A 24,970-nucleotide genomic window follows, 5' to 3' on the forward strand; every position below is an offset into this window, starting at 1 on the left:
CGCACATCGCCGCCATGACAAATATCGGCACAGTCTATCTGGTTGGCGCAGGCCCGGGTGATCCGGACCTGCTGACCCTGCGCGCGGCGCGGCTGCTTCAGAATGCCGGGATCGTGGTGCATGACGGGTTGATCGATCCGTCCCTGCTCGATCTCGCCCCCGCCAATGCCCGCCTGATTTCGGTTGCCAAGCGCCGTTCCAAGCACACTTTGCCGCAGGACCAGATCTGCGAATTGCTGGTGCGCGAAGCACTGGCCGGAAACGATGTTGTCCGCCTGAAGGGCGGCGATCCCTTCGTTTTCGGGCGCGGCGGGGAAGAAGCGGAGGCCTGCCGCGCGGCGGGTGTTCCGGTGGAAATCGTGCCCGGCATCAGCGCCGCCAATGGCGCGGCCGCCGCGGCGCAGATTCCGCTGACGCACCGCGATCATGCCAGCATCGTCAGCTTCGTCGCCGGCCAGTGCAAGGGCCTGTCCGAACAGAACTGGGCCGGGCTTGCCGGCAAGGGCCGCACGCTGGTGATCTATATGGGCGTGAAAACCGCGCCGCAGATCGCTGAAAAGCTGATGGAAGACGGCCTGTCCCCCGCCATGCCGGTGGCAGTGATCGAAAATGCGGCCCGCCCGCAAATGCGCGTGCTGCGCGGCGTGCTGGCGGGACTGCCGGATCTTGTAGAAGCGGAACGGGTGCAAAGCCCGGCACTGATCGTAATCGGCGAAGTGACCGGGGCAGGCAATGCCGCGCTGGTTCACGTCGCGCAGGAGGTTTCTTCGTGAAGATATTGACGGGTAACGATTTGAAGACCGGCGCGGTCACCTGGTGGGATGGCTCCAGCTGGTCGCTGCATGTCGAGGATGCAGTGGATGCGGGCGAAGAAGCCGCAGCCATCGCCGCGCGGGAAGAAGCCGCGCGCCGGGTCAATTCGCCCTATGCGATCGACGGCACGATCGATGCAGACGGCAAGGTCCGCCCCGCCCATATCAAGGACCGTATTCGCGCGCTCGGCCCGACCGTGCGCCCTGACCTTACTCTCAAGCCGGCCGATCCCGAGGCTGGAAACTGGGTGATCTGATGTACCGCTATGACCAATATGACCAGGCGATGGTCGATACCCGCGTGGAGGAATTCCGCGACCAGACCAATCGCCGCCTGAACGGCAAGCTGACCGAAGACCAGTTCAAGCCGCTGCGGCTGCAGAACGGGCTCTATCTCCAGCTCCATGCCTATATGCTGCGCGTTGCCGTGCCCTATGGCACTCTCAGTTCCGCGCAGATGCATGCGCTGGCCGACATCGCGGATAAATATGACCGCGGATATGGCCATTTCACCACGCGGCAGAACATCCAGTATAACTGGATCAAGCTGGAAGATGCGCCCGACATCCTGGCCGATCTGGCCAAGGTGGAAATGCACGCCATCCAGACCAGCGGCAATTGCATCCGCAATATCTCTTCGGATCATTATGCCGGCGCCGCGGCGGACGAACTGATCGATCCGCGCCCCTATGCGGAATTGCTGCGCCAATGGTCCAGTTTCCACCCGGAATTCCTGGCCCTGCCGCGCAAGTTCAAGATCTGCGTGATCGCCAGCGACACGGACCGCGCGGCCATGAAGCTGCACGATATCGGCATCCGCATGGTCCGCAATGACGCGGGCGAGATCGGCTGCGCCTTTTATGTGGGCGGCGGCATGGGCCGCACCCCGATGATTGCCCCGCTGATCCGCGATTTCGTCCCGCTGGACCAGCTCATCACTTATTCGGAAGCCTGCCTGCGCGTGTACAATCGCTATGGCCGGCGCGACAACAAGTACAAGGCGCGGATCAAGATCCTCGTCCATGAACTGGGCAAGGATGAATATGCCCGGCAGGTGGAAGAGGAATTCCAGCATCTGTTGAACCAGGGGATCGAACCGCCCCTGGCGGAACTGGAACGGATCAAGACCTATTTCCAGGATCCTGCCTTCGATGCCGATGCTTCGGACGATCTCGACCTGTCCGATCCGGCCTTTGCCGCCTGGGTGGAAAACAACACCCATGCCCACAAGCAGAGGGGCTATGTCTCCGCCACGATCAGCCTCAAGCCGGTCGGCGGCATTCCGGGCGATGCCACGGCCGAACAGATGCATGTGATGGCCCAGCTGGCGAAGGATTACAGCTTCGACGAATGCCGTGTGACCCATGCGCAGAACATCGTCCTGCCGCATGTGAAGAAGGCGGATCTGCCGGCCCTGTGGCAGCAACTGGCGGAGCACGGGCTGGCCAGCCCCAATCTGGATACGATCGAAGATATCATCGCCTGCCCCGGCCTTGATTATTGCAGCCTGGCCAACGCCCGTTCGATCCCGGTGGCGCAGAAGATTTCCCGCCGCTTTGCGGAAAGCGGAAAATCCGGCGCACTGGGCGAATTGAAGTTGAAGATCAGCGGCTGCATCAATGCCTGCGGCCACCATCATGCCGGGCATATCGGCATTCTGGGCGTGGACCGGAAGGGCAAGGAGAACTACCAGCTCCTGCTCGGCGGATGCGAAGGCGATGACACGTCGCTGGGCAAGATCACCGGGCCGGGTTTCGACGAAGATGGCATCGTTCAGGCGGTGGAAACGGCCGCGGATGTCTATCTGCGCGAAAAACAGGAAGGCGAGCGCTTCCTCGATACCTATCGCCGCGTGGGCATGGAGCCGTTCAAGGAGGCGCTGTATGGCTGATAATCTCGGGTCCAGCTTGGACGATATCCAGTTTCGTTTCCGCGATGATGAAGCGGTCGATCATCCGGCCGTGACGGTGGATGCCTTCCTCGATCAGTCCAATGCCGCCGCCGTGCGGATCGAACCGGGTGACGATGCGCGCGAATTGCTGCCCCATCTGGACCGGATCCGGCTGGTGGAAGTGAATTTCCCCGCCTTCACCGACGGGCGCGGATATTCCGCGGCGCGGGTGCTGCGCGAAGCCGGCTATGACGGCGAATTGCGTGCCGTGGGCGATGTGCTGATCGACCAACTGGGGCATATGCGCCGCTGCGGTTTCGACAGTTTCGCACCCCAGGCGACGCTTGATGAAGCGGACGCCAGGGCGGCGTTCGATCGCTGGCCGGAAGTCTATCAGGCGACCGTCGATGCCCGGACCCCGATCTGGGCGAAGAGGCATTCGGGATAATTTCATGGCAAGTCGCGCAATTGACCGGATCGATACCGATCCCAGCTTCACCCAGGCCGATGCCGATGCGCTGAACCAGCGTTTCGAAGGCGTCGATGCCGGCACTATGCTGGCTGAACTCTTCGCCGAAGGGGCGCTGGGCCGCGTGGCAGTGGTTTCCAGCTTCGGCACGGAAAGCGCCGTGTTGCTGCATCTGGTGGCGCAGGCCGATGCGAATACGCCGGTCATATTCGTCGACACGCTCAAGATGTTTGAAGAGACGCTGGCCTATCGTGAAGGGCTGACCCGGCAGCTCGGCCTGACCAATTCCTCCACCGTGGAACCGGACGCCGATGTCCTGGCGGCGAAGGATGAAAACGGTCTGCGCTGGTCGTGGGATCCGGATGGCTGCTGCGAAATCCGCAAGGTTGAACCGCTGAAGCGGGCCAAGCAGGGTCTCGACAGCTGGATTTCGGGCCGCAAGGCGTTCCAGTCCGTCACCCGCCAGAACCTGCCGCGATTCGAGATCGAGGACGGGCGGCTCAAGATCAACCCGCTCGGCGATTGGACCAAGCAGGATCTGGAAGCCTATTTCCAGCAGCATGACCTGCCGCGTCACCCGCTGGAAGCGCAGGGCTATCTCTCCGTCGGCTGCGAACCCTGCACCAGCAAGGTCAAGCCGGGCGAAGATCCGCGCGCGGGCCGTTGGCGCGGCTGGGACAAGACCGAATGCGGCATTCATGCCCCGGGGGACAAGGGTGACGCAGACGATCTGCCGCCCGGATACGAACCCGCTTTCTGAGCCCTCGCCGGTTCCGGCAGAACCTGAAATTCACGGCCGCGTGGCTTCATCGCCGCGCGGCCGTTGCGCATTGCACTCAATCAAAACCCGGTGTTGAATTTTATGCAACGGCCCATGCAGTAACTGCGTTTGTCTGCAACCGTCCGGCCCGCCATAGAGGCAATGCCTTTTCAGGCATCCTCTCCCATAACTTTCAAGCCCGGTCGGAAACGACCGGGCTTTTTTCTTGCCGATTCGTGATGCCGCGATTCGCTTGTGGGTTCGGCCGATGCGGAATGGCCCGCGCTCCGCTTCCCGCGGGGTGGCGCCTACAGCCAGCCTTGCTGGCGATACCAGCGGGCAGTGGCGGCAAGGCCCGCTTCCGTGTCTTCCCGCGCCTGCCAGATAGATTCGGGCGGGACCTGTTCCGGCCGGCAAACCCAGTCAGGATGTGCCATGTAGCCGACGCGGTCGGCGGTCAGCTTGGCCCTGCCATTGCGGAACAGCGTGTCGAGCCGTGCTGCGGCCAGCAGCAAGACCTTCGGCAGATGGGGCACCCACACCTTGCGGCCCATCGCCCGGCCGATAGCCGTGGCCAGCTCGCGATGGCTCCAGCCGCCGGGGCGGCCGTCATCAACTTCGAATATACGCTGCGCGGCGGCCGGTTGCGGCGGAGCAACAGCCAGCAACAGACGCGCCAGATCATGCACATGGATGACGGATGCACGCCCGGCGGGCGGCATGGGCACCACGCCCCAGCGCGCAGCCCTGAACAGTTCCAGGATTTCCTTGTCGCGCGGCCCATAGATCGCCGGTGGGCGAATGATGGTCCAGTCCAGCCCGCTCGTCTGCACGACTTCTTCCGCGTGCCGCTTTGACTTGCCATAGACCGACAGGCCCGGTTCCCGCGCCGAAAGCGAAGAAACGAAAACGAAGCGGTTAACGCCTGCGGCACGAGCCGCCGCGACCAGCTGCTCCGTCCCTTCGACATTGCCGACATGGAAGCCCATCGGATCAGGCGTGTTCACGACGCCGGCAATATGCAGCACCGCATCGGCGCCCTTCACCAGTTCCGCCAGAGCGCCCGTGTCATGCAAATCGCCGCGCACCCAGCTGATGCCGTCGCGCGGGTTCTGATCGCGCCGGGTCAATGCGCGCAGGGTAATTCCCTGTCGCGCCGCCTCTTCCAGCACGGCACAGCCGACAAAGCCGGTACCGCCGGTAAGTGCGATGATCAGAGCAGCACCAGCTGATCGCGGTGGACCACGGCGGAACGCGGCGAATAGCCGAGCAGCATCGCCTGATCTTCGCTGCGCGTGCCCATGATGCGCAGGATTTCAAACGAATCATATTCGGCCAGCCCCTTGGCCAGCGCCCTGCCATCCTGGTCCTTGATGCCCACAGGATCACCACGGGTGAATTCACCCTCCACCGCGGTGATACCGCTGGCAAGCAAGCTGCTGCCGGAAGTCAGCGCCTTGGCACAGCCCGTATCGACGACCAGATGGCCCTTCATCCGCATCCGGCCGCCCAGCCAGGCCTTGCGCCCCGTATCGCGGCGCTTGGGCAGGAACAGAGTGCCCGTATCGCTGTCGATCGCCTTGCCGAAGGGGCGGCGATGCGTGCCATTGACGATGGTGAGCGAGATACCCGCCCGCTCCGCAATTTCCACCGCGCGCAATTTGGTGGTCATGCCGCCCGAACCCATGCCGGAACCGGAACTGCCGCTGGCCATGGCATGTTCCGCTTCGGTCACGCCTTCCACCACGCGCAGCAATTGCGCGCCCTCTTCTGCCGGGTTGCGGTCATACAAACCGTCCACATCGGAAAAGAGCACGATCGCATCGGCCTTGCCCGCCTGCGCCACGCGTGCGGCCAGCCGGTCATTATCGCCAAAGCGGATCCCGTCCGTGGCGACGGAATCGTTCTCGTTCACCACGGGCACGGCCCCGGCCTTGAGCAGGCGGCCCAATGTCGCGGAGACGTTGAGATAACGGCGGCGCCCTTCCAGATCGTCCAGCGTCAGCAGGATCTGGGCAGCCGTGATGCCATGCGCGCCGAGCAGCTGGCTCCACAATCCGGCCAGTTCGATCTGTCCGACCGCGGCGGAAGCCTGCGCATCGGCCAGGCTGCCGCGTCCGCCTTTTTCAAAACCCAGCTTGGCCGCGCCCAGGGCGACTGCGCCGGAACAGACCACGATGACCTGTTGCCCGCGTTCGCGCGCATCCGCGATTTCCCAGACCAGCCCGGCCAGCCATTCCCGGTCCGCCACTCCACCGCGCCCGAACAGCAACGCCGATCCGATCTTGAAGACCAGACGCGGCGTAATCTCGGGATCGGCAAGGTCGGAAAGCTTGGAAATCGACATGGTGGCGGGATAGCTCCTTGAGCGATGGTTGAGAAGCGGGTGATTGCAGATGCCCGTTCATGAAACGGGCGCAATTATGCGGCCGGGATCTGGCGCCCGGCTGACGATATAAAGAACAGGTAGGGCGTTCGGTTCCGGTCTTGCCGGGTTCTATGCCTGAAGAATGCAAAACTATGGTGAAGATCAGATCGGCGACCATTCGCCTTCTGCTTCCCCGTCTTCCTCTTCCCCGGCGCCGGGCGTTTCAGTGCTGGTCCGCGCAGGCAGATGCGCCAGAACAGCATCCAGCAATTGTTCGATACCCGCACCCGTCGCACCGGAAATCGCGAACACTTCTGCCGCGCCGGCATCTTTCAGTTCCTGCGCGAAGCCATCCGCCAGTTCCGCATCGGCCAGATCGATCTTGTTGAGCGCGATCAGGCGCGGCTTGTCGGCCAGGCCTTCGCCATAGGCTTCCAGTTCACGCTCCACCACCTGCATCGCTTCGGCCGGGTCCTGCCCGGAAATATCGATCAGGTGGATCAGCACCCGGCAGCGTTCAATATGGCCCAGAAAACGGTCGCCAATGCCGGCGCCATCCGCTGCGCCTTCGATCAGGCCGGGAATATCGGCCAGCACGAATTCACGGCCCTTGTGCCGGACAACGCCCAGCTTGGGGACAAGCGTGGTGAAGGCGTAATCGCCGACTTTCGCCTTGGTGTTGGTGACCTGGTTGATGAAAGTGGATTTGCCCGCATTGGGCAGCCCCACCAGCCCCACATCGGCCAGCAGCTTCAACCGCAGCCAGACCCACATTTCCTCGCCCGGCATACCGGGCTGGTGCTGGCGCGGCGCGCGATTGGTGGCCGTCTTGTAGCTGGCATTGCCGCGGCCGCCGATGCCGCCTTCCAGCAGCACGACCCGCTGGCCGACCTCGGTAAAGTCCGCCAGAACATGTTCGCGCGTTTCATCCAGCACCTGCGTGCCAACGGGCACTTCGATCACCAGATCCGGCGCGCCCTTGCCCGTGCGGTCCTTGCCCATGCCGTGATCGCCGCGCTTGGCCTTGAAATGCTGGGAATAACGGAAATCGATCAGCGTGTTCAGGCCGGGCACGGCCACGAACACGATGTCCCCGCCCTTGCCGCCATTGCCGCCATCGGGCCCGCCATATTCAATATATTTTTCCCGCCGGAAACTGACGGCACCTGGCCCGCCGGCACCCGAACGAAGATAGATCTTTGCCTGATCGAGAAAATGCATGGCGCTTCCTAGCCCGTTCTGTGGGAGCCTGTCTAACAGTGCTTACCCGGCCCCGCATCGCCATGGGCCCGGCTGCAAGGAGGTTTTGAGAACGGCGCCGGATGAAAAGGCAGCCGCGTGATCGTGGGACGAGAACTGGTGGAGCCGAGGGGGATCGAACCCCTGACCTCGTCATTGCGAACGACGCGCTCTCCCAGCTGAGCTACGGCCCCGTTCCAGTGTCGTCGGCGGGCTATCCCGCGAAGAGCGGGCCTGTTAGCGAAAAGCCCGCCTGGTTGGAAGTGCAAAATTGGCGGCCGGCACGCGGGCAGGCCGCCGCGAGCGCCCCTTATTCTTCTTCCGGCAGAGGCTGGACAACGGGCGTGGAAACCTCGTTTTCGTCCACATCCGTCACCGGGATCACCGCACCCGTTTCAGGATCGGGCACACCTTCGATCAGCGGCCCGTCCGGCTGATCCGCCAAAGCCGCGCCCACGCTTGGCGCATAACTGCCGTGAAGCGCCACATAGCCAGGCTGCGAAGCGCCATAACGCGCGCCATATTTCGCATCCCAAGCCGCGGATTCCGTGCGATATTTCTCATATTCGCGGAAAAAGCCTTCGAACACGGTTTCATATCGCGTCAGGCTGGCCGCGGCGAATTCGTGCACATCGAGGCCCGGCGTGGTGAGGGAATCATTGGCCACGGCCAGGGCGGCATTGCAGAAATCACCACGGGCGGCAGGCAGGGCGAAATAGTTATAGACCTGCGTCATATGCTCTTCCCGGGCCTTTACCCCGGCCGAACGCCCGCCCGTTTCCTTGCGATACCGCCTGTCCAGTTCGGCATTTACCGAGGACAGTTCCTTCGCATGGTTTTTCAGGAAGGCGCCGTAAGCATCGACGATCGGCTGGAATTGCGGATCCTGGCAATTCAGCGCGGCGACATTCCAGCCGGAGCGGAAATGCCACAAGGTTTCCAGCTGATCGAGCCCGCTGTTCACCGTGATCCGCGTGCCATCGGGGCCGAGAGGCGGAATGAACATGGAATAGGACGCGCCCTGCGGCGGGATCGGGCGATAAGGGATCGCTTCAACCGGCGGCGGGGGTGGAGGCGGCGGGGGTGGCGGCGGAGGTGGCGGAGGCGTGGCGCAGGCCGCCAGCATTGCCAGACCGCAAGCTGCGGCAGCATTCCTTGACCAGACTTTACCGTTCCAGAACATCAATTGCGGACCCCTCCTGAAGGCAATTGGTCGACATCTTGTCATACCCGCGATTGCCATCCGATGAAGCGCATTCCCTAACGCGCTGGGCGCACAAATAAAATGCCCGGAACGCAATGAAGCGTCCCGGGCACGATGAACCGAATCCGGTTTGCGATCAGTCGCGGGCAGCACCCATGAAGCGCAGCAGGAACAGGAACATGTTGATGAAGTCGAGATAGAGACTGAGCGCACCGAGCACGATGGCCTTGCCGGCCCATTCCGTGCCACGCACACCCCGATACTCATCCTTCAGCCGCTGCGTATCATAGGCTGTCAGGCCGGCGAAGATAAGCACGCCCAGGAAGCTGACCGCCCAGTAAAGCGCGGGCGACTGCAGGAAAATATTGATCAGGCTGGCGATGATAAGGCCGACCACGCCCATGATCAGGAAGCTGCCCATGCCGGACAGGTCCTTCTGCGTGGTGTAACCGAACAGGCTCAGCCCGGCGAAAGCGCCGGCGGTGGCGAAGAAGGTCGCTGCGATGGACGGGCCGGTATAGACGAGGAAAATCGTCGACAGCGACATACCCATCAGCACGGCAAAGCCCCAGAACATCATCTGGAGAGTGCCGGTGGCGAAGCGATTGGCGCCGAAGCTCATCGCGAAGACGATGCCCAGCGGGGCAAGCGCAACGATCCAGCGCAGCGGCGAGAAGAACATCGCCTCCGCCGTGCCGGTCACGAACATGCCAAGCGCGATGATGCCGCTCAGCAGGACGCCCGACGCCATGTAATTGTAAATCGAAAGCATGTGCTTGCGCAGGCCGGCGTCGAATACTTCGCCGGTGCGCGGCACCGAAGCACCTCTGAAGCTCTGCGACTCGCCAAGGCCCTGGCGGGTCGTACGCGGGTCGTTCCAGTCAGCCATTTGGTTCAAAACTCCGTTTGGGCAGCCTCACATTCCGGGCCGCTCGTCGCGCAATATCGGGTTTCAGCCCGGTTTTTTCAAGCAAAACCGGGCATGGAACCTTAACGGGCATTATCCCTTGCTTCGCGCTTCCTGCGCCATTTCCGCGCTGCGATCGCGGGCGGCCCGCAGGCAGGCTTCCATCAGCTTGCGCATCGCATCGCCATCGTCGAGCACATCCAGCCCGGCCTGGGTGGTGCCACCGGGGCTTGCCACCCGCCGCGCCAGTTCGCCCGGATTGTGCGGAGACTGGGACGCAAGGGCAGAGGCGCCTTCCACCATGGCCAGGGCCAGGCGCAGCGCCTTGTCCTTTTCCAGGCCGAGATCGGCAGCGCCAACCGCCAGCGAATCGATAAAGCGATAGACGAAGGCCGGGCCGGAACCGGCCAGCCCGGTCACCAGGTCGAATTCGCTTTCGTCGATCCATTCGGGCGTGCCCAGCGGCCTGAACAGGTCAAGAATGCCGTCCTTCCCGGCATCGTCCAGCCCGCCCGCGGCCAGCGCGAGCGGCGATTTGCCAAGCGCGACCGCCAGATTGGGCATGACCCGCACCACTCCGCCCGCAGTGGGAAAATGCGATTGCAGCACATCCACTTCCACACCCGCCAGGATCGAGAGGATCACGGTCCCCTGTCCCACAAGCGGCGTGACCGAAGGCGCGATATCGCCCAGCATCTGCGGCTTCACGCCGATCAGGATAGCGTCGTAATCGCCGCTTTCAGGAATCTGGGTGAGTGTTTCCACCCCTTCGCGCGGTTCGCGCAGACCGGGATCGGCAATGGTGAAACGGCTGGGCGGAGAACCTGCCGCCAGCCAGCCGTCGAGCATGGCCCCGGCCATATTGCCGCAGCCGACGAGAAGAATTTTATCATAAGCCATGACACGTCATGTGCCGAAGGCAGCCGCGCCTGTCCATGCCTGAACCGGGAGGAAAGCACCCGGCCCCTGCAAACTCAGGCCTCTCCGGCGGGATCCACCAGCGCTGCTTCCAGCGCGGCGCGCGGGCTCTTGTCCCCCCACAGCACGAACTGGAAAGCCGGATAGAACCGATCACATTCGGCAACCGCGCTTTCCACCGCCAATTGGCCTGTCGACAGGCCAAGCAAACCATCGCCCAGCATCAGGCCATGACGATAGAGCAGCACGCCGCCATGCGACCAGACTTCGAAATGGCCGAGCCAGAGCTGTTCGTTGATCAGGGACAGGAGTTCATACGCATCCTTGCGCTTGGCTTCGGACACGCGGATTTCGGGCAGGCAGATCAATTGCAGCACGCGATCTTCCTGCCGCCATATCCCGCGTAGCTGATATGTGGTCCAGCTGCCCTGAACCTCGCCGCAAACCTCGTCATCATTGACGAATTCGCAAGGCCAGCCGTGAGCTTCGAACAGCTGCGCCAGCATTTCCAGCGGCGCGGCATCTTCGCTCTCACCGAGTGGCTCTCGCCCGATTTCCATAGATGCATTCCCGTTATTCGCGATCCCGTGCATCACATGCGATGGAGCGGGGGCATGACGCAAACGGGCGGCAATGGGTTACTGGGCATAAACCATCTTGCCTGTTGGCAAGATGTGCAAAATTACCGGAAACGCCTCAATCGAGCGGGCTAACCTTCTCCCCTTCCGCACTGGTGAAGCGGAAGCTGTCGAGGCCCTTGCCCTTCAATTCACGCACAATTTCGTCCGCATCCTTGCTGCTGGGATAGGGGCCGGTAACGAGCCGGTTGGTCCGCCCCCAGGCCGCGACGAAGGGCTTGGCATCGTCCAGCAATCCGCCCGCCTCGCGCTTGAGCCGGCGCCAGTCGAACGCGAATGCGGAAACATTGCGGCCCGTGCCGACCTGCACCCAATGCCTGCTGGGTTCGGGCGGAGGCGGCGGAGGTGGCGGCGGCTTGGGCTTTTCGCGGACGGGCTCAAAAGTCGTGATATCGACCGCGCCCGCCGCCGGTTCAGGCCCCGATGCCGGAGTCGAAAAATCGGCAAAGGCTTCCGCCAGCGAGATTTCCTGGACCGGCGGCTGGGGAGCGGGCTGCACAGGTGCCGGTCGCGGAGCGGGTTGCGAAGCCGGCAATTCAGCCGCGCTGTCAACAATGGCGAAGGAAGGCCGCGCATTCTCTTGAGGCGGCGCAGGTTGCGGCGCTGGCGCAGCCGGCTGCTGCGCGGCGATTGGCGGCAATTCGCTCGTCCTCTCGCGCGGGCCCAGAGGTGCCCCGGATGGAGTCAGGCGGTCCTGCCGCGCCGGTTGCGCCATCGCAGGCGGCGGCGGGGCCGCTCCTGCCGCGGCCAGCACTTCCGGGGCATCCTTTCCGATATCCGCAGCGCGCGGAAAGCGGCCGAGATTGGCGGCCGCTGCCTGCTGGGCAGGCGTCAGACGCGGCATGAAACGCAGATAGGGGCCCAGACGGCCGGAAAGCGTTTCAGGCAACAGCGTTTCGGCAATCGACACCGCCTCGTCCGCCTTGCCCAGAATGGCGAGGGCGAAAGCGCGCGCACGATAGGCTGACAGATCCTGCCGCTGCAGCATTGGAAGCAAGGTCGCCTCCGACGCGGCCTGATCGCCGGAGATTGCCTGACTTATGGCAAGCCGGCGCAGAACGACGGGATCTTCCGCCTGAGACAATGCAATCCGGTACTGGGCCTGCGCATTGGCATTATCGCCCACGAGATCATAAGCGAGCCCGCGATCCGATGCGAATGGCGCCATCGCCCCGCCCGCCTGCTCTGCCTCGGCAAACAGGCGCAATGCAGAAGCCCCCTGCCCCTGCCGCGCCTGAGCCACGCCCATGCCAGCCTTTATCCGCGGATCCCGCGGCGCAATCGCTTCCGCACGGCTGAGGAAACCCATTGCCGCGTCGATATCGTCCAGCGCCAGAGAAGCGAGGCCGGCATCGATAAGCGCTTCGGATGATTGCGGATCCTGCGCCAACGCCCGCAAGGCATCGCCCAATTGCCGGGTCGCTTCGTTCGGCAATGCCTGGATCACCGGGCGCGAGATAGAATCCTGCGCCTGCAGCGCGGAAACCGGCACCAGCGCGGTCCCCATAATGGCGCAAGCCATCACGCGCCGCAGGCTGCGGCGAGAGAAATTATTCTGCGAACGTATCATGCCTGGGCCGCTAGCCAGCCGAGTGTGAACCTCGTGCGAATGGCGGTTTACTGATTATTCTGCCGACCGAGGAACCGCGGAATACGCAGAGAGGAATTGTCCTCCTCGTCCTCGTCATCATCCGCGGGCGGTCCGCTATTGCGGGAAAGATTGGCCATGCGTTCGAACAAGGTGCTGCCGCCGCTGGCGGATCCACCCTTCGCCCCGCTGGCGCCAGCGTCATCCCCACCGGACAGAATCTTGTTCCGCCGACCGGTGAAATGCGGCTGCACAGGCTTGTCCTGATCTGCAAGGCGGCTGGCATCGAGCAACAGCTCGTCACCCTTGCCGGCTGCATTTTCTTCCTCAGCCGCTTCAGTGGTCAGTTCCAGCGCACCTTCATCCTCTTCGGGCTGAAGGCCTTCCGGCTCGCGCTCCACATGGTTTGCCGCCAGCGAGCCGAAACCCGCCTGGGAAGCACCATCTTCCTCTTCACCGAATTCGTTTTCTTCGGGATCATAGGCTTCGGGTACGGCCGCGCTGTTTCCGGCAGCTGCTTCGTGGCCTTCATCCTCGCCAAAGCGTTGCGGCTGACTGAAATCGACGCCTTCGCTCTCGCCGCTATCTTCGGCCAGTTCCTCCGCCGTGGGCAGAGGCAGGACCGGCTTCTTCGGACCGCGCGGCGCAGCAAAGCTCTGCGGCTGCGGCGCGGCGGGCCGTTCAGCCGCTGCGTCCTGTTCTATGCCGGTGGCAACCACGGAGACACGGATCTTGCCGTCGAGATCCGGGTTGAATGCGGAACCCCAGATGATGTTCGCTTCGGGATCGACCAGTTCGCGAATGTGGTTCGCGGCTTCGTCCACCTCCAGCAGCTTCATATCCTCGCCGCCGATGATGGAGATGATCACGCCCTTGGCGCCCTGCATGGAAACGCCATCCAGGAGCGGGTTGGCAATAGCGCGTTCGGCCGCTTCCAGCGCGCGGTTTTCACCTTCGCCTTCGCCAGTGCCCATCATCGCCTTGCCCATTTCGCCCATCACGGAGCGGACATCGGCAAAGTCCAGATTGATCAGGCCCGGCATCACCATCAGGTCGGTGATCGAACGCACGCCCTGCTGCAGCACTTCGTCGGCCAGCTGGAACGCTTCCTTGAAGGTGGTTTCCGCCTTGGCAACCAGAAACAGGTTCTGGTTCGGAATGACGATCAGCGTGTCGACATGCTTCTGCAGTTCCTCGATGCCCGATTCCGCCGCGCGCATACGGCGCGTGCCTTCGAACAGGAACGGCTTGGTAACGACACCCACGGTCAGGATGCCGCGCGTCCGGGCGATCTCGGCGATCACCGGCGCAGCGCCCGTGCCCGTGCCGCCGCCCATGCCGGCGGCGATGAAGACCATGTTCACGCCTTCCAGCGCGCGCTCTATCTCGGCCACGGTTTCTTCCGCGGCGGCCCGGCCGACTTCGGGGCGCGATCCGGCGCCCAGCCCCTGGGTGATATCAGGCCCCAGCTGGATGCGGTGTTCGGCAACCGAATTGTTCAGCGCCTGCGCGTCCGTGTTGGAGACGATGAAATCGACGCCTTCGATCTCCGCCTCGATCATGTTCGCGATAGCATTGCCGCCGGCGCCGCCGACGCCGATCACCGTGATACGCGGGCGAAGTTCTTCAACCGATGGCGGGCCGATATTGATGCTCATTCCATGCTCTCCTTGGGGAGGCCTTGTTGTTAGTTCTTGGTGTACCGCTTGTGCCACAAAGCGAATCACCGGCGCAAAAGCTAAATAAAGCTATCCACAGCCATGCGCAGGGGCGCGTTCCCCCATGCCGGCATCAGAAATATTCCTTCATCGCCCCCCAGATGCGCTGCATCATGGCCACCCCGGCCAGGCGGGAGGTTGACTGGAAGCGGGAACCGACGGTGCGAATGTCCACCGGATCGGCAGCCGCATAGAGCACCAGACCGGCCAGTGTCGCGAAGCCGGGGACGGAATGTGCTTCCGGCAAGCCCTTCAGTTGCGGCGGCTGGCCAATACGAACCGGATTGCCCAGCGCAGCCTGCGTATAATCAGCCAGTCCGGCCATTTCCGCGCCGCCGCCTGTAAGTACGACCTGGCGCCCGCGTGCGCCACCATTTGTCGCACTGAAACCAAGCGTTTCCAGCGCCTTGCCGATCTGTCCGGTCAATTGGTCAAGTTCGCCCGTGATCACGCCGATCAGTTCGGAACGGGGAATGCGGTTCTTGTCATCCGCGCCGCGTGCAAAGGGGCCGGATTGATCATCCCCCGGCCCGTTCACGGGGATCATCTCCCGGTGGTCGGCCGGGCTGGCAATGGCCGATCCGTTGACGCATTTCAGACGTTCCGCCTGGAAACGGCGAATGCCGAAGGCGTTGGCCACGGCATCGGTGATATCGGCCGATCCGCGCGGGATCGCGGCCAAGCCCACCAGCATTCCGCCGGTATAGACGGATACATTGGTGACTTCGGCCCCGAGTTCCACCAGCGCAACGCCCAGATCCCGCTCTTCCGCGGTGAGACAGGCATAACCGGTGGCAAGGGGCGAGGCGACCACACCTTCCACTTCGAGATGGGCGTTCTGCACCGCTTCCGTGACATTGCGCATCGGCGCGCCGTCAGCCAGCATCACGTGAATATCGACGCCCAGCCGGTCCGCATGAAGCCCGCGGGGATTGTTCACGCCGTCCGCACCATCGAGGAAATAGCAGGCCGGGAGGGCGTGCAGAATCATGCGGCCATCCGGCTCTATGCTGTCGCGCGCGGCGACGAGCAGATGTTCGATATCCTCGTCCTCGATCCGGCGCCCGCCGATTTCGATCTCTACCGGCTGGATCTGGCTGGCAAGGCCGGCACCGGAACAGCCGATCCACACACTGGCCACGCTGGTCCCGGCCAGCCTTTCCGCCCGTTCGATCGCATCCCGCACGGCATAGGTGGCGGCCGCCATATCGGTGACATAGCCGCGCTTGATGCCCTGCGCCGCGCGATGGCCGCTGCCCAGCACGATCATTTCGCCGTTTTCGGAAAGACCGGCGATCATGGCGGAAATGCGAAAAGACCCGATATTGACCGCGCCGAATACGCGCGAAATGCGTGGCTGGCTGGCCATCAGATCCCCCCTTCCCTCATATCCAGCTCTTCCTGGGCCCGGCCCGGCACGCGCATATAGATGCGTTCGGGCGTGCGCATGTCGAACGCCACGACCTTGCCGCCCAGCAGGCGGTTCACCCCGTCCAGCCGGGCGAAGCTCATCAATGCGGTGGCGGCTTTCTGTTCGCCCTGCGGCAGGGCCAGTGCCTGCCCGGTCTTGAAAGTCAGGTTCCAGCGCCGATTACCCACCCATTCGGCACCCGTCACCTGCGGTTTCAACGCAGGGGCCGCATCCAGCAGCTTCGTCAACGCTTCCACTTGTTGCTGGGCGCCGGGGCCTGAAATCAGCAGCTTGCCCTTGGCATCTGCCTTGGAAACGGGTTCCAGTTCATGCCCGGTCGCGTCGATCAGGACCAGCCGATTGGGCTTTTCCAGCACGGCATGGGGTTCACGCTCCACAATATCGACCACGATCGTATCGGGCAGCTGGCGCGATACGCGGGCATCGTGAACCCAGTTGAGTTCCAGCAAAGAAGCCCGGATCTGATCCAGATCGACCAACGGCATGGCCTGATCCTGCTCGCCCAGAACCCGCTCATAAACCTTGAGCTTGTTCATCCGTTCCGCCCCGCGCACTTCAACGCGGCGCACTTCGTAACCGGCATCAGCGGCATAAAGCGCGAATTGCCGCCCGGCGAGATCCGTCAGCCCGGCCAGGCTGGCAATCACCCATGCGCCCAGCAGCAGCAGCCCCAGGATCACCGCAAGGAAGAACTTGTGCAATTGCTCCTCTGTAAAGGGGAGCACGCGCATCAACGCATCGATCAGCGAATTGGTCTGCGCCCGCGCCTTGCGCACCTTGGTCTTGTTGCCCTGCGCCCGCGCCTGCCGGCGCACGGTCTTCGCCCCCCGGCGGATCGTCTGCGCCATCAGCCGGCCTTCCCGGATTCAGGGGGCAATTTGCCAAAGAAAGTCAGCGCATCGGCAATGATGATCTCCACCAGATCGGCATAATCGATGCCGCAATGGCGCGCCTGTTCGGGCACGAGGCTGAGCGGCGTCATCCCCGGCTGGGTATTGGTTTCCAGCAGGAACAGCCCGTCTTCGCCCCGTTCATCATCCCAGCGGAAATCGGACCGGCTGGTGCCGCGGCAGCCCAGCAGGCGGTGCGCCTTCAGCGCATAATCGAGGCACAATTTCTCGATCTCCGGCGGGATCTTCGCCGGGCAGACATGTTCGGTCATGCCATCGGTATATTTGGCGTCGAAATCGTAGAAGCCGCTTTTCGGCACCAGCTCCGTCACCATCAGCGCCCGGTCGCCCAGCACGGCCGTGGTCAGTTCCCGCCCGCGAATATAGGGTTCGGCCAGCAGGCTGGAAAATTCCTGCCACGGTCCGCGCGCATCGCGGCGGATTGGATTGCCGTAATTGCTTTCTTCCGTGACGATGGCGACGCCGACGGACGATCCTTCGTTCACGGGCTTGAGCACATAGGGGCGCGCCAGCGGGTCGCCCTCGTACAAATCCTCGCTACGCACGATCCGTCCGCCCGGCATGGGCACGCCATGCGGCACCAGCGCGTGCTTGGTCAGTTCCTTGTCGATCGCGATCACGGAAGTGGCGAGGCCGGAATGGGTATAGGGAATGCCCATCAGGTCCATCATGCCCTGCACCGTCCCGTCTTCGCCCGGAACGCCATGCAGCGCGTTGAACACCACGTCCGGCGCGGCTTCGGCCAGGCGGGCTGCAATATCGCGGCCCATGTCGATCCGGGTAACGCGATGCCCCTTGATTTCCAGCGCATCGGCCACGCCCTTCCCGCTCATCAGCGAGACTTCGCGTTCATTGGCCCAGCCGCCCATCAGGACAGCAACATGCAGTTTGGGGAGTTTCACGCTCATGGCCGGCCCACCCGCTTGATTTCCCATTCCAGGTTCACGCCCTGGCTTTCCGACACGCGGCGGCGCACTTCCTCGCCCAGGCCTTCAATATCGCTGCTGGTCGCATCGCCGGTATTTATCAGGAAATTGGCGTGCTTTTCACTCACTTGCGCGCCGCCCATCTTCAATCCGCGGCATCCCGCCGCATCGACCAGCCGCCACGCCTTGTCCCCTTCCGGGTTCTTGAAGGTGGAACCGCCGGTCTTGCTGCGCAGAGGCTGCGTTTCCTCGCGCGCATGGGCGATGCGGTCCATCTCCGCACCGATTTCCGCCGGATCGCCGGGCGTGCCCTTGAACCGGGCGGACACCACGATCGCCCCGTCGGGCAGGCGCGAATGGCGATAGCTGTATTCCAGATCGGCCGCCGGGATGTTCACGCATTCACCATTGGGCAGCACGACCACGCAATCCAGCAATATATCCGCCACTTCGCGGCCATAGGCGCCGCCATTCATGCGAACGAAGCCGCCCACCGTGCCCGGTATGCCGCGCAGGAATTCCAGCCCGGCAATGCCCGCATCGCGCGCGGTGGAGGCGACGAGAATGCCGCTGGCGCCGCCGCCGCATTCCAGCACATTATCCCGCTGCACCTCGACCGTGGCAAAGGGCTTGCCCAGCCGCACGACAACGCCGGGAATGCCGCCATCGCGGACAATCAGGTTGGAACCCAGGCCCAGCGCCATCACCGGCGTGCCTTCTTCCTGGCGGGAAAGGAAGGCAATCAGATCGTCCAGATCGGCCGGTTCGAACAGCCAGTCCGCCGGGCCGCCGCTCTTGAACCAGACCAGCCTGTCCAGCGGGGCGTTGCGGGTCAGCTTGCCGCGCACTTCGGCGGCGACAACACCGGCATTGCTGCTTTCATCGCCGGCACCGGGGGCATTGCCTTCCCCCGGCAGGAATTCATCGGCCTGGTTCATGCCGCGCCCCCGGCCCGACCGGGTGCGGAGGCGCTCATATGCGCTTCGATATTCGCGGCCAGTTCCGCCGCCCATTTCGTGATGTCGCCCGCGCCGAGGCAGACAACCATATCGCCATCGGCAATAACGCCCGCCAGCCGTTCCGCCAGATCGTCCGGTCCGGAAACTTCGGCGGCAAAGCGGTGGCCGCGATCCTTGAGGCCGGCAACAAGAGCGGCCGCATCTACCCCCGCGATCGGATCTTCCCCGGCGGCATAGACCGGCGCGACATAGACCATGTCCGCATCGTTGAAGGCGGATTGGAAATCGCCCAGCAAGTCGCGCAGCCTGGTGTAGCGATGCGGCTGGGCAACGGCGATCACGCGGCCGCGCGCGGCCTCCCGCGCGGCGGAAAGCACGGCGCGGATTTCCACCGGGTGATGGCCGTAATCGTCGATAATGGTCGCCCCGGCCACTTCGCCCACACGGGTAAAGCGCCGCCGCACGCCGCCGAACCGGGCGAAGCCGGAACGGATCGTATCGTCGGGACAGCCAAGCTCCACCGCCACGGCAATCGCCGCCAGTGCATTCTGCACATTGTGGCGGCCCGGCATGGGCAAGGCGATATCGGCAATGCGATGCTGTTTCCCGTCACGATCCGTATGCAGCGCATCGAACAGATTGCCGCCTTCATGCGGCCGGACATTTTCCGCCCGCCAATCGGCCTGCGCCGAAAAGCCATAAGTGATCACGCGCCGGTCCCGCACGCGCGCGATGACTTTCTGCACTTCGGGATGATCGATGCACAGCACCGCCGCGCCATAGAAGGGCACGTTCTCGATGAATTCGACGAAGGCTTCCTTCACCGCGTCGAAACTGCCGTAATGATCGAGATGTTCGGGATCGATATTGGTCACGACCGCGAAAGTGCCATCCAGCCGCAGGAAGCTGCCGTCGCTTTCATCGGCTTCCACCACCATCCACTCGCTATCGCCGAGCCGGGCGTTGGAACCGTAGCTTTCGATGATCCCGCCATTGATGACCGTGGGATCCACCCCGCCCGCATCCAGCAGCGCGGCGACCATGCTGGTCGTGGTCGTCTTGCCGTGCGTTCCGGCAACGGCGACGGTGCGTTTCAGCCGCATCAATTCGGCCAGCATTTCCGCCCGGCGCACCACGGGAATGCGCGCTTCCAGCGCGGCGGCGACTTCGGGATTATCCCGCTTCACCGCAGTGGAAGTGACAACCACAGCCGCATCGCCGAGATTTTCCGCACGGTGCCCGATGGCGACCTTGATCCCGCGCGAACGCAGCCGTTCCACGCTGGCACCTTCCGCAATGTCCGACCCCTGCACTTCATAGCCGAGATTGTTCATCACCTCGGCAATGCCGGACATGCCGATGCCGCCAATGCCGACGAAATGGATCGTGCCGATATCGGTGCCGACGCCCTTCATGCCGCGGCCCCCTGCGCGGCATTGCCCAGTTCCGCCTTGCTGTCCGCGCCGACGCGGATCACGTCCTGGATCGGCTCCCCACCGAAACTCTCGACCAGATCCGCCAGCTTTTCAGCCGCATCGGGCCGCCCGCAATTCCACGCCGCATGGGCCGCCGTGGCCAGTGTTTCAGGATGCTGGGCCATGGCCTGGATCTGCTTGGCCAGTTCCTTGGCGGTGAAGCGTTCCTGCCGGATGGAGCGGGCCCCGCCCGCCTTCACCATTTCGCGCGTATTCGCGGCCTGGTGATCATCCGTGGCAATGGGCAGCGGCACCAGTATCGCCGGGCGGCCCACCGCCGTCAGTTCGGCAATGGTGGATGCGCCGGCGCGGCCGATGAACAGATGCGCATCACCCAGCCGGACATGCATATCCTGGAAATAGCTGCCCAGCTCGGCAGGAATATCGTGATTGGCATAGCGGGCGCGCACTGCCTCCAGATCTTCCGGGCGGCATTGCTGCGTCACCTGCAAGCGGCTGCGCAAGGCAGGCTGCAACATCGCCAGCCCATCAGGCACGATTTCGGACAGGACGCGCGCCCCCTGGCTGCCGCCGGTCACCAGCACGCGCAGCAATCCATCCGCGGTGAAAGCGGGGAAAGGTTCGTTGCGCAGCGCCAGCACTTCCGCCCGCACGGGATTGCCCACCACATGCGTCTTGGCCAGGAAAGCGGGCTTCAGCCGGTCCACCTCTTCATAAGCGGTGGCGATTGCATCCACGCGGCCAGCCAGCAGGCGGTTGACCCGGCCCAGCACGGCATTCTGTTCATGGATGACGGAGGGCACGCCGGCAGAACGCGCGGCCAACAGGGCAGGCAGGGCCGGATAGCCGCCGAAACCGACCACGGCGGTCGGCTGGAAGCTCTCATACAGCCGCCTGGCCATGGCCCGCCCCTTCAGCACGGCGGAAATCGCGGTCGGCCAGCGCAGCGGGTTCTTGCCGAACCGCCCGGCTGGCAGGACATGGGCAGGCAGGAAATCGGGCTTGCCGGGAATGGCGGCGCCCCGTTCATCCGTGATCAGCGCGACATGGTGGCCGCGCTGCACCAGTTCCTGCGCCAGCGCGAAGGCCGGCGTCAGATGGCCGCCTGTCCCACCCGCGGCGAGGACGAAATGGCGTGATACCGTGTTCATTGCCCGGCCTCCTTCTCCAGGGCGTTGCGAAGATCGAACTTCTCACGCTGAAGATACGGATTACGCCGCGTGATCGCCAGCAGCAGGCCGATGGCGAAACATTGGGCAATGGTGGAAGACCCGCCATAGCTGATCAGCGGCAGGGTCGTGCCCTTGGATGGGAAGAGTTGCAGATTGACCATGATATTGATGAAGGCCTGCCCGCCGAAAAGGGCGGTAAGACCGGCTGCGGATAGGATGATGAACAGATTGTCCTCGCTCAGCAGGCGCACGAAAATGCGCAGCACAATGGCGAGATAGAGAACCACGATCAGACCGCAAACCAGCAGGCCGAATTCCTCCCCGATTACGGAGAAAATATAGTCGGTATGCGCTTCGGGCAGACGCATCTTCTGCGTGCCGAGCCACAAACCGCTGCCCGTCCAGCCACCGGCCAGCAATGTGCGGCTGGCCAGATCCACCTGGTCGAATGCGGTGCCCCCGCCAAGGAAGGAATCGATACGGTGGCGGGCATTGTCATAGAACATATAGGCCAGGGCGATGCACGCCGTGCCGCCGCCCACCAGGATCGCGATGCGTTGCAGCGGCAGCCCCGCCAGCATGGCCAGCACGAACCACACGCCGGCAAACAGGATCGCCTCCCCCAGATTGGGCTGCATCATCAGCAACGTGATAATGGCCGCCAGCAGTGCCACGCTGATCGGGATGACCGGCAGTTCCGGATCGCGCACCCGCCAGGACAGGATCCATGCGCAGAGCACGGCAAAGGCCGGTTTCAGGAATTCGCTGGGCTGGAAGGACATGCCGATATTGATCCAGCGCCGCGCGCCATTCACCTCCGTACCGATTATCGGCACGAGGCATAATGCCAGGAACATGGCGGCAGCCAGAAGTATGCCGCCCCGGCGGACCCATTCACGCGGCATCAGCGAAGTGACGAACAGAACCATCAGGCCCAGCAACTGGAACCGCAGGTGCAGCCAGAAGAAATATAGATCGGGCAGAGTCCCGGCGGCACCCGAAAGGCGGCGCGCACTGGCCGGGGAAGAAGCCGCGACGGCGACCGATCCGATCGCCATCAGCAGCAGCACCAGCGACAGGAGGACGCGGTCAATCTCCCGCCACCAGATCTGCAGGCGGCGCTTGCGCGTATTGGGGAACTGCGCGCCTCGCTGGCGCAGGTCACCCTGGCGCGAGACATAGGGGCGCGCCAGGGTCATGAAGCGGTTCCGGCCATTGGAACCGGGCAATCCGCACCGGGCTGCCCGGTAATGCCGGCCACGAGCCGGCGGAAACATTCACCCCGCGTTTCATAATCGCGAAACTGGTCGAAACTGGCGCATGCGGGGGAGAACAGCACGACATCGCCGGGCCGGGATGCCTCATTCGCACGGCGCACTGCCTCGCTCAGCATTTCGCAGCGTTCCACCGGCATCTGGCCTTCCAATATGCTGGCAAAGCGCGGCCCTGCTTCCCCTATCGTATAGGCGCAGGCGATATTGCCGAAAGCCGGGGCGCATTCGTCCAGATCGTCCGCCTTGGGCAGGCCGCCGCAGATCCAGTGCACGCGCCGTTCCGGATCCGGGGGAAAGGCGGCCAGCGCCGGCGCGGTGGAGGCCGGATTGGTCGCCTTGCTGTCATTCACATAAAGAACGCCGTCAAATTCGCCGAGCCGTTCCATCCTGTGGGGCAAGCCGCGAAAACTGGCGAGGCCGGCCAGCAATTGATCCCGCCCCATCCCCAGTTCCAGCACCAATGCCGCGGCGATCGCGGCATTCTGCAGATTATGGGGACCTTGCAGCGAAGGCCAATCGGCCTGGTGATCGCGCAGGCCTTCAAGATCGGCGCAGATCGCACGTTCCGCCCCGCGCCGCTGGGCTTCCGCCTGCTGCACCACGCAAGTTGCCGGATCGGCACAACCGAAAACGGCGAACTGCCCGGCACCCTGCATGGCAAACAGGCGCGCCTTGGAAGCGGCATAGGCTTCAAAACCATCATAACGGTCCAGATGGTCAGGCGTGATATTGGTCAGTGCCGCCGCTTCGCAAGCCAGAGAACGGGTCAGATCGATCTGGTAACTGGAAAGTTCCAGCACATAGGCGCCGCCTTCGGCCAGTGGCTCTTCCGCCAGGATGGGCAGGCCGATATTGCCGCCCATGCGGGCCGGGACGCCCGCCTGTTCCAGCAGGTGCCGGACAAGCGCGGTCGTGGTCGATTTTCCATTGGTGCCGGTAATGCCGATCACCTTGTGCGGCGGCAGTTCAGGCCGCGCCATGGCGAACAGCTCGATATCGCCGATCAGCGGCACACCCGCTTCACGGGCACGTTCCACGATGGGATGGGTATTCAGCGGCACACCGGGCGAAAGCACGATGCCATCCATGCCCAAAAGATCCACCGCCAGCGGATCGGCGAATTCCACCCTCCCGGCCAGTTCCTCGCGCGGGCTTTCACGCCGGTCCCACGCCGTCACCGCGGCGCCGCTTGCCAGCAGTGTTTCCACCACCGCCATCCCGGACCGGGCGAGGCCAAGCACGAAGTAGCGCTTGCCGGAAAAGGCGGAGGCAGTGATCATCTGAGCTTCAGCGTAGCCAGACCAAGCACGGCAAGGACGATGGCGATGATCCAGAAACGGATCACCACGGTCGATTCCTTCCAGCCGAGCTGTTCGAAATGATGGTGGATCGGCGCCATGCGAAAAATCCGCTTGCCCGTCCGCTTGAACCAGAAGACCTGGATTATGACGCTGGCGGTTTCCATCACGAACAGGCCGCCAATGATCAGCAGGACGATTTCGTGATGCGACGCGACGGCAATCGCGCCCAGCGCACCGCCCAGGGCCAGGCTGCCCGTATCGCCCATGAAGACAGCGGCCGGCGGCGCGTTGAACCACAGGAAGGCAAGACCCGCCCCCATGATTCCGGCGCAGAAGATCGCCAGTTCACCGGCCCCCTCTACATAGGGAATGCCGAGATAGGCCGTGAAGTCCACGCGCCCGACCAGGTAGCAGATGATGGCAAAGGCGCCCGCCGCGATCACCACGGGCATGGTGGCCAGCCCGTCCAGCCCATCAGTCAGGTTCACCGCATTGCCGAAGCCGACGATCACCGTTGCGGCAAAGACATAATAGAACGGCCCCAGCGGCACGGAACGGCCGGAGAAGAAAGGCACATAGAGATCGGTGCTGATCTGCCCAACGATGATCCAGGCAGCGATGCCCGCAACGATGAATTCCAGCAGAAGGCGGACCTTGCCGGAAACGCCCTTGTGGCTTTTCTTGGTCACCTTGTCGAAATCATCGAGAAATCCGATCAGGCCGAAACCCGCCGTCACTGCCAGGCAGGCCCAGACCAGCGGGCTGTAGGGATCCATCCACAGCAGCATGGAAATGACCAGCGCGATCAGGATCATCAGCCCGCCCATGGTGGGCGTGCCGACTTTGGCCAGATGGGTTTTCGGCCCGTCTTCCCGGATCGGTTGCCCCTTGCCCTGCCGGACGCGCAGCATGTTGATGAAACGCGGCCCGATCAGCAGGCCAAGCACCATCGCCGTGAGCAAGGTCGCCCCTGCACGGAAAGTCTGATAGCGAACGAGATTGAACAGACCTTCGAATTCAAGCCATTGTGCGAGCAGATAAAGCACT

The 24,970-nt window shown here is 63.6% G+C and carries 23 protein-coding genes and 1 tRNA gene; 5 read left to right on the plus strand and 19 right to left on the minus strand.

Annotated elements, in window-relative coordinates:
* Window positions 1-14 precede the first annotated feature (14 nt).
* From cobA to WYH_RS06530, 5 genes are read left to right on the plus strand one after another with little or no spacing between them, the layout of a single operon-like run.
* Window positions 15-773 (plus strand): uroporphyrinogen-III C-methyltransferase, encoded by a 759-nt coding sequence (gene cobA / locus WYH_RS06510; protein WP_046903196.1) that lies wholly within the window; start codon window positions 15-17, stop codon window positions 771-773.
* Entirely contained in the window at window positions 770-1,069 is a 300-nt protein-coding gene (locus WYH_RS06515) for a DUF2849 domain-containing protein (RefSeq protein ID WP_046903197.1), read from the plus strand. The genes cobA and WYH_RS06515 overlap by 4 nt, the downstream gene beginning before the upstream one ends.
* Window positions 1,069-2,703, plus strand: coding sequence for a nitrite/sulfite reductase (locus tag WYH_RS06520; RefSeq protein WP_046903198.1), 1,635 nt, complete (start codon window positions 1,069-1,071; stop codon window positions 2,701-2,703). Before WYH_RS06515 ends, WYH_RS06520 begins: the two co-directional genes overlap by 1 nt.
* The gene (locus WYH_RS06525; protein ID WP_046903199.1) at window positions 2,696-3,151 is read left to right on the plus strand and encodes a DUF934 domain-containing protein; all 456 of its coding nucleotides are present in this window, start codon (window positions 2,696-2,698) and stop codon (window positions 3,149-3,151) included. The genes WYH_RS06520 and WYH_RS06525 overlap by 8 nt, the downstream gene beginning before the upstream one ends.
* A 4-nt stretch (window positions 3,152-3,155) precedes the next feature.
* Window positions 3,156-3,932, plus strand: coding sequence for a phosphoadenylyl-sulfate reductase (locus WYH_RS06530; protein WP_046903200.1), 777 nt, complete (start codon window positions 3,156-3,158; stop codon window positions 3,930-3,932).
* A 308-nt stretch (window positions 3,933-4,240) separates the two neighbouring features.
* Here WYH_RS06530 and WYH_RS06535 read toward each other — a convergent pair whose 3' ends face one another.
* The 19 genes from WYH_RS06535 to mraY form a co-directional block, all read right to left on the minus strand.
* Window positions 4,241-5,149 (minus strand): NAD-dependent epimerase/dehydratase family protein, encoded by a 909-nt coding sequence (locus WYH_RS06535; RefSeq protein ID WP_046903201.1) that lies wholly within the window; start codon window positions 5,147-5,149, stop codon window positions 4,241-4,243.
* Window positions 5,146-6,279 (minus strand): glutamate 5-kinase, encoded by a 1,134-nt coding sequence (proB, locus tag WYH_RS06540; protein ID WP_046903202.1) that lies wholly within the window; start codon window positions 6,277-6,279, stop codon window positions 5,146-5,148. Before proB ends, WYH_RS06535 begins: the two co-directional genes overlap by 4 nt.
* Window positions 6,280-6,462: 183 nt before the next feature.
* Window positions 6,463-7,521, minus strand: a complete 1,059-nt coding sequence (obgE, locus tag WYH_RS06545) for a GTPase ObgE (RefSeq protein ID WP_046903203.1) — start codon at window positions 7,519-7,521, stop codon at window positions 6,463-6,465.
* A gap of 136 nt (window positions 7,522-7,657) precedes the next feature.
* Window positions 7,658-7,733: transfer RNA gene (locus WYH_RS06550), tRNA-Ala, on the minus strand.
* Between the two features lie 116 nt (window positions 7,734-7,849).
* Window positions 7,850-8,722 (minus strand): hypothetical protein, encoded by an 873-nt coding sequence (locus WYH_RS06555; protein ID WP_046903204.1) that lies wholly within the window; start codon window positions 8,720-8,722, stop codon window positions 7,850-7,852.
* A 157-nt stretch (window positions 8,723-8,879) separates the two neighbouring features.
* On the minus strand, window positions 8,880-9,632 hold the full coding sequence (locus tag WYH_RS06560; RefSeq protein ID WP_046903205.1) for a Bax inhibitor-1/YccA family protein: 753 nt from the start codon (window positions 9,630-9,632) through the stop codon (window positions 8,880-8,882).
* Window positions 9,633-9,743: 111 nt separating this feature from the next.
* A complete protein-coding gene (gene proC / locus WYH_RS06565) occupies window positions 9,744-10,550 on the minus strand; it encodes a pyrroline-5-carboxylate reductase (protein WP_046903206.1) in 807 nt (268 codons plus the stop codon).
* Window positions 10,551-10,624: 74 nt separating this feature from the next.
* The gene (locus WYH_RS06570) at window positions 10,625-11,128 is read right to left on the minus strand and encodes a type III secretion system chaperone family protein (RefSeq protein ID WP_046903207.1); all 504 of its coding nucleotides are present in this window, start codon (window positions 11,126-11,128) and stop codon (window positions 10,625-10,627) included.
* 136 nt (window positions 11,129-11,264) lie between these two features.
* Window positions 11,265-12,776 (minus strand): tetratricopeptide repeat protein, encoded by a 1,512-nt coding sequence (locus tag WYH_RS06575; protein ID WP_053833432.1) that lies wholly within the window; start codon window positions 12,774-12,776, stop codon window positions 11,265-11,267.
* A 47-nt stretch (window positions 12,777-12,823) separates the two neighbouring features.
* Window positions 12,824-14,452: a cell division protein FtsZ gene (gene ftsZ, locus WYH_RS06580; RefSeq protein ID WP_046903208.1), complete on the minus strand. Its 1,629-nt coding sequence runs from the start codon at window positions 14,450-14,452 to the stop codon at window positions 12,824-12,826.
* 133 nt (window positions 14,453-14,585) lie between these two features.
* Window positions 14,586-15,881, minus strand: a complete 1,296-nt coding sequence (gene ftsA, locus WYH_RS06585; protein WP_046903209.1) for a cell division protein FtsA — start codon at window positions 15,879-15,881, stop codon at window positions 14,586-14,588.
* A complete protein-coding gene (locus tag WYH_RS06590; RefSeq protein ID WP_046903210.1) occupies window positions 15,881-16,792 on the minus strand; it encodes a cell division protein FtsQ/DivIB in 912 nt (303 codons plus the stop codon). Before WYH_RS06590 ends, ftsA begins: the two co-directional genes overlap by 1 nt.
* Window positions 16,792-17,763 (minus strand): D-alanine--D-alanine ligase, encoded by a 972-nt coding sequence (locus tag WYH_RS06595; protein WP_046903211.1) that lies wholly within the window; start codon window positions 17,761-17,763, stop codon window positions 16,792-16,794. The genes WYH_RS06590 and WYH_RS06595 overlap by 1 nt, the downstream gene beginning before the upstream one ends.
* Entirely contained in the window at window positions 17,760-18,719 is a 960-nt protein-coding gene (gene murB / locus WYH_RS06600) for a UDP-N-acetylmuramate dehydrogenase (protein WP_082348075.1), read from the minus strand. The genes WYH_RS06595 and murB overlap by 4 nt, the downstream gene beginning before the upstream one ends.
* On the minus strand, window positions 18,716-20,155 hold the full coding sequence (gene murC, locus WYH_RS06605; protein ID WP_046903212.1) for a UDP-N-acetylmuramate--L-alanine ligase: 1,440 nt from the start codon (window positions 20,153-20,155) through the stop codon (window positions 18,716-18,718). Before murC ends, murB begins: the two co-directional genes overlap by 4 nt.
* Window positions 20,152-21,327, minus strand: coding sequence for an undecaprenyldiphospho-muramoylpentapeptide beta-N-acetylglucosaminyltransferase (gene murG, locus WYH_RS06610; RefSeq protein WP_046903213.1), 1,176 nt, complete (start codon window positions 21,325-21,327; stop codon window positions 20,152-20,154). The genes murC and murG overlap by 4 nt, the downstream gene beginning before the upstream one ends.
* Entirely contained in the window at window positions 21,324-22,547 is a 1,224-nt protein-coding gene (locus WYH_RS06615; RefSeq protein ID WP_046903214.1) for an FtsW/RodA/SpoVE family cell cycle protein, read from the minus strand. The genes murG and WYH_RS06615 overlap by 4 nt, the downstream gene beginning before the upstream one ends.
* Window positions 22,544-23,902, minus strand: coding sequence for a UDP-N-acetylmuramoyl-L-alanine--D-glutamate ligase (gene murD, locus WYH_RS06620; RefSeq protein WP_046903215.1), 1,359 nt, complete (start codon window positions 23,900-23,902; stop codon window positions 22,544-22,546). The genes WYH_RS06615 and murD overlap by 4 nt, the downstream gene beginning before the upstream one ends.
* Window positions 23,899-24,969 carry a phospho-N-acetylmuramoyl-pentapeptide-transferase gene (gene mraY, locus WYH_RS06625; protein WP_046903216.1) on the minus strand — a complete coding sequence of 357 codons (1,071 nt, stop codon included), beginning with the start codon at window positions 24,967-24,969 and terminating at the stop codon, window positions 23,899-23,901. The genes murD and mraY overlap by 4 nt, the downstream gene beginning before the upstream one ends.
* Window position 24,970 lies beyond the last annotated feature (1 nt).

It is taken from the genome of Croceibacterium atlanticum, assembly GCF_001008165.2.
In the GTDB taxonomy this organism is placed as follows: Bacteria; Pseudomonadota; Alphaproteobacteria; order Sphingomonadales; family Sphingomonadaceae; genus Croceibacterium_C; species Croceibacterium_C atlanticum.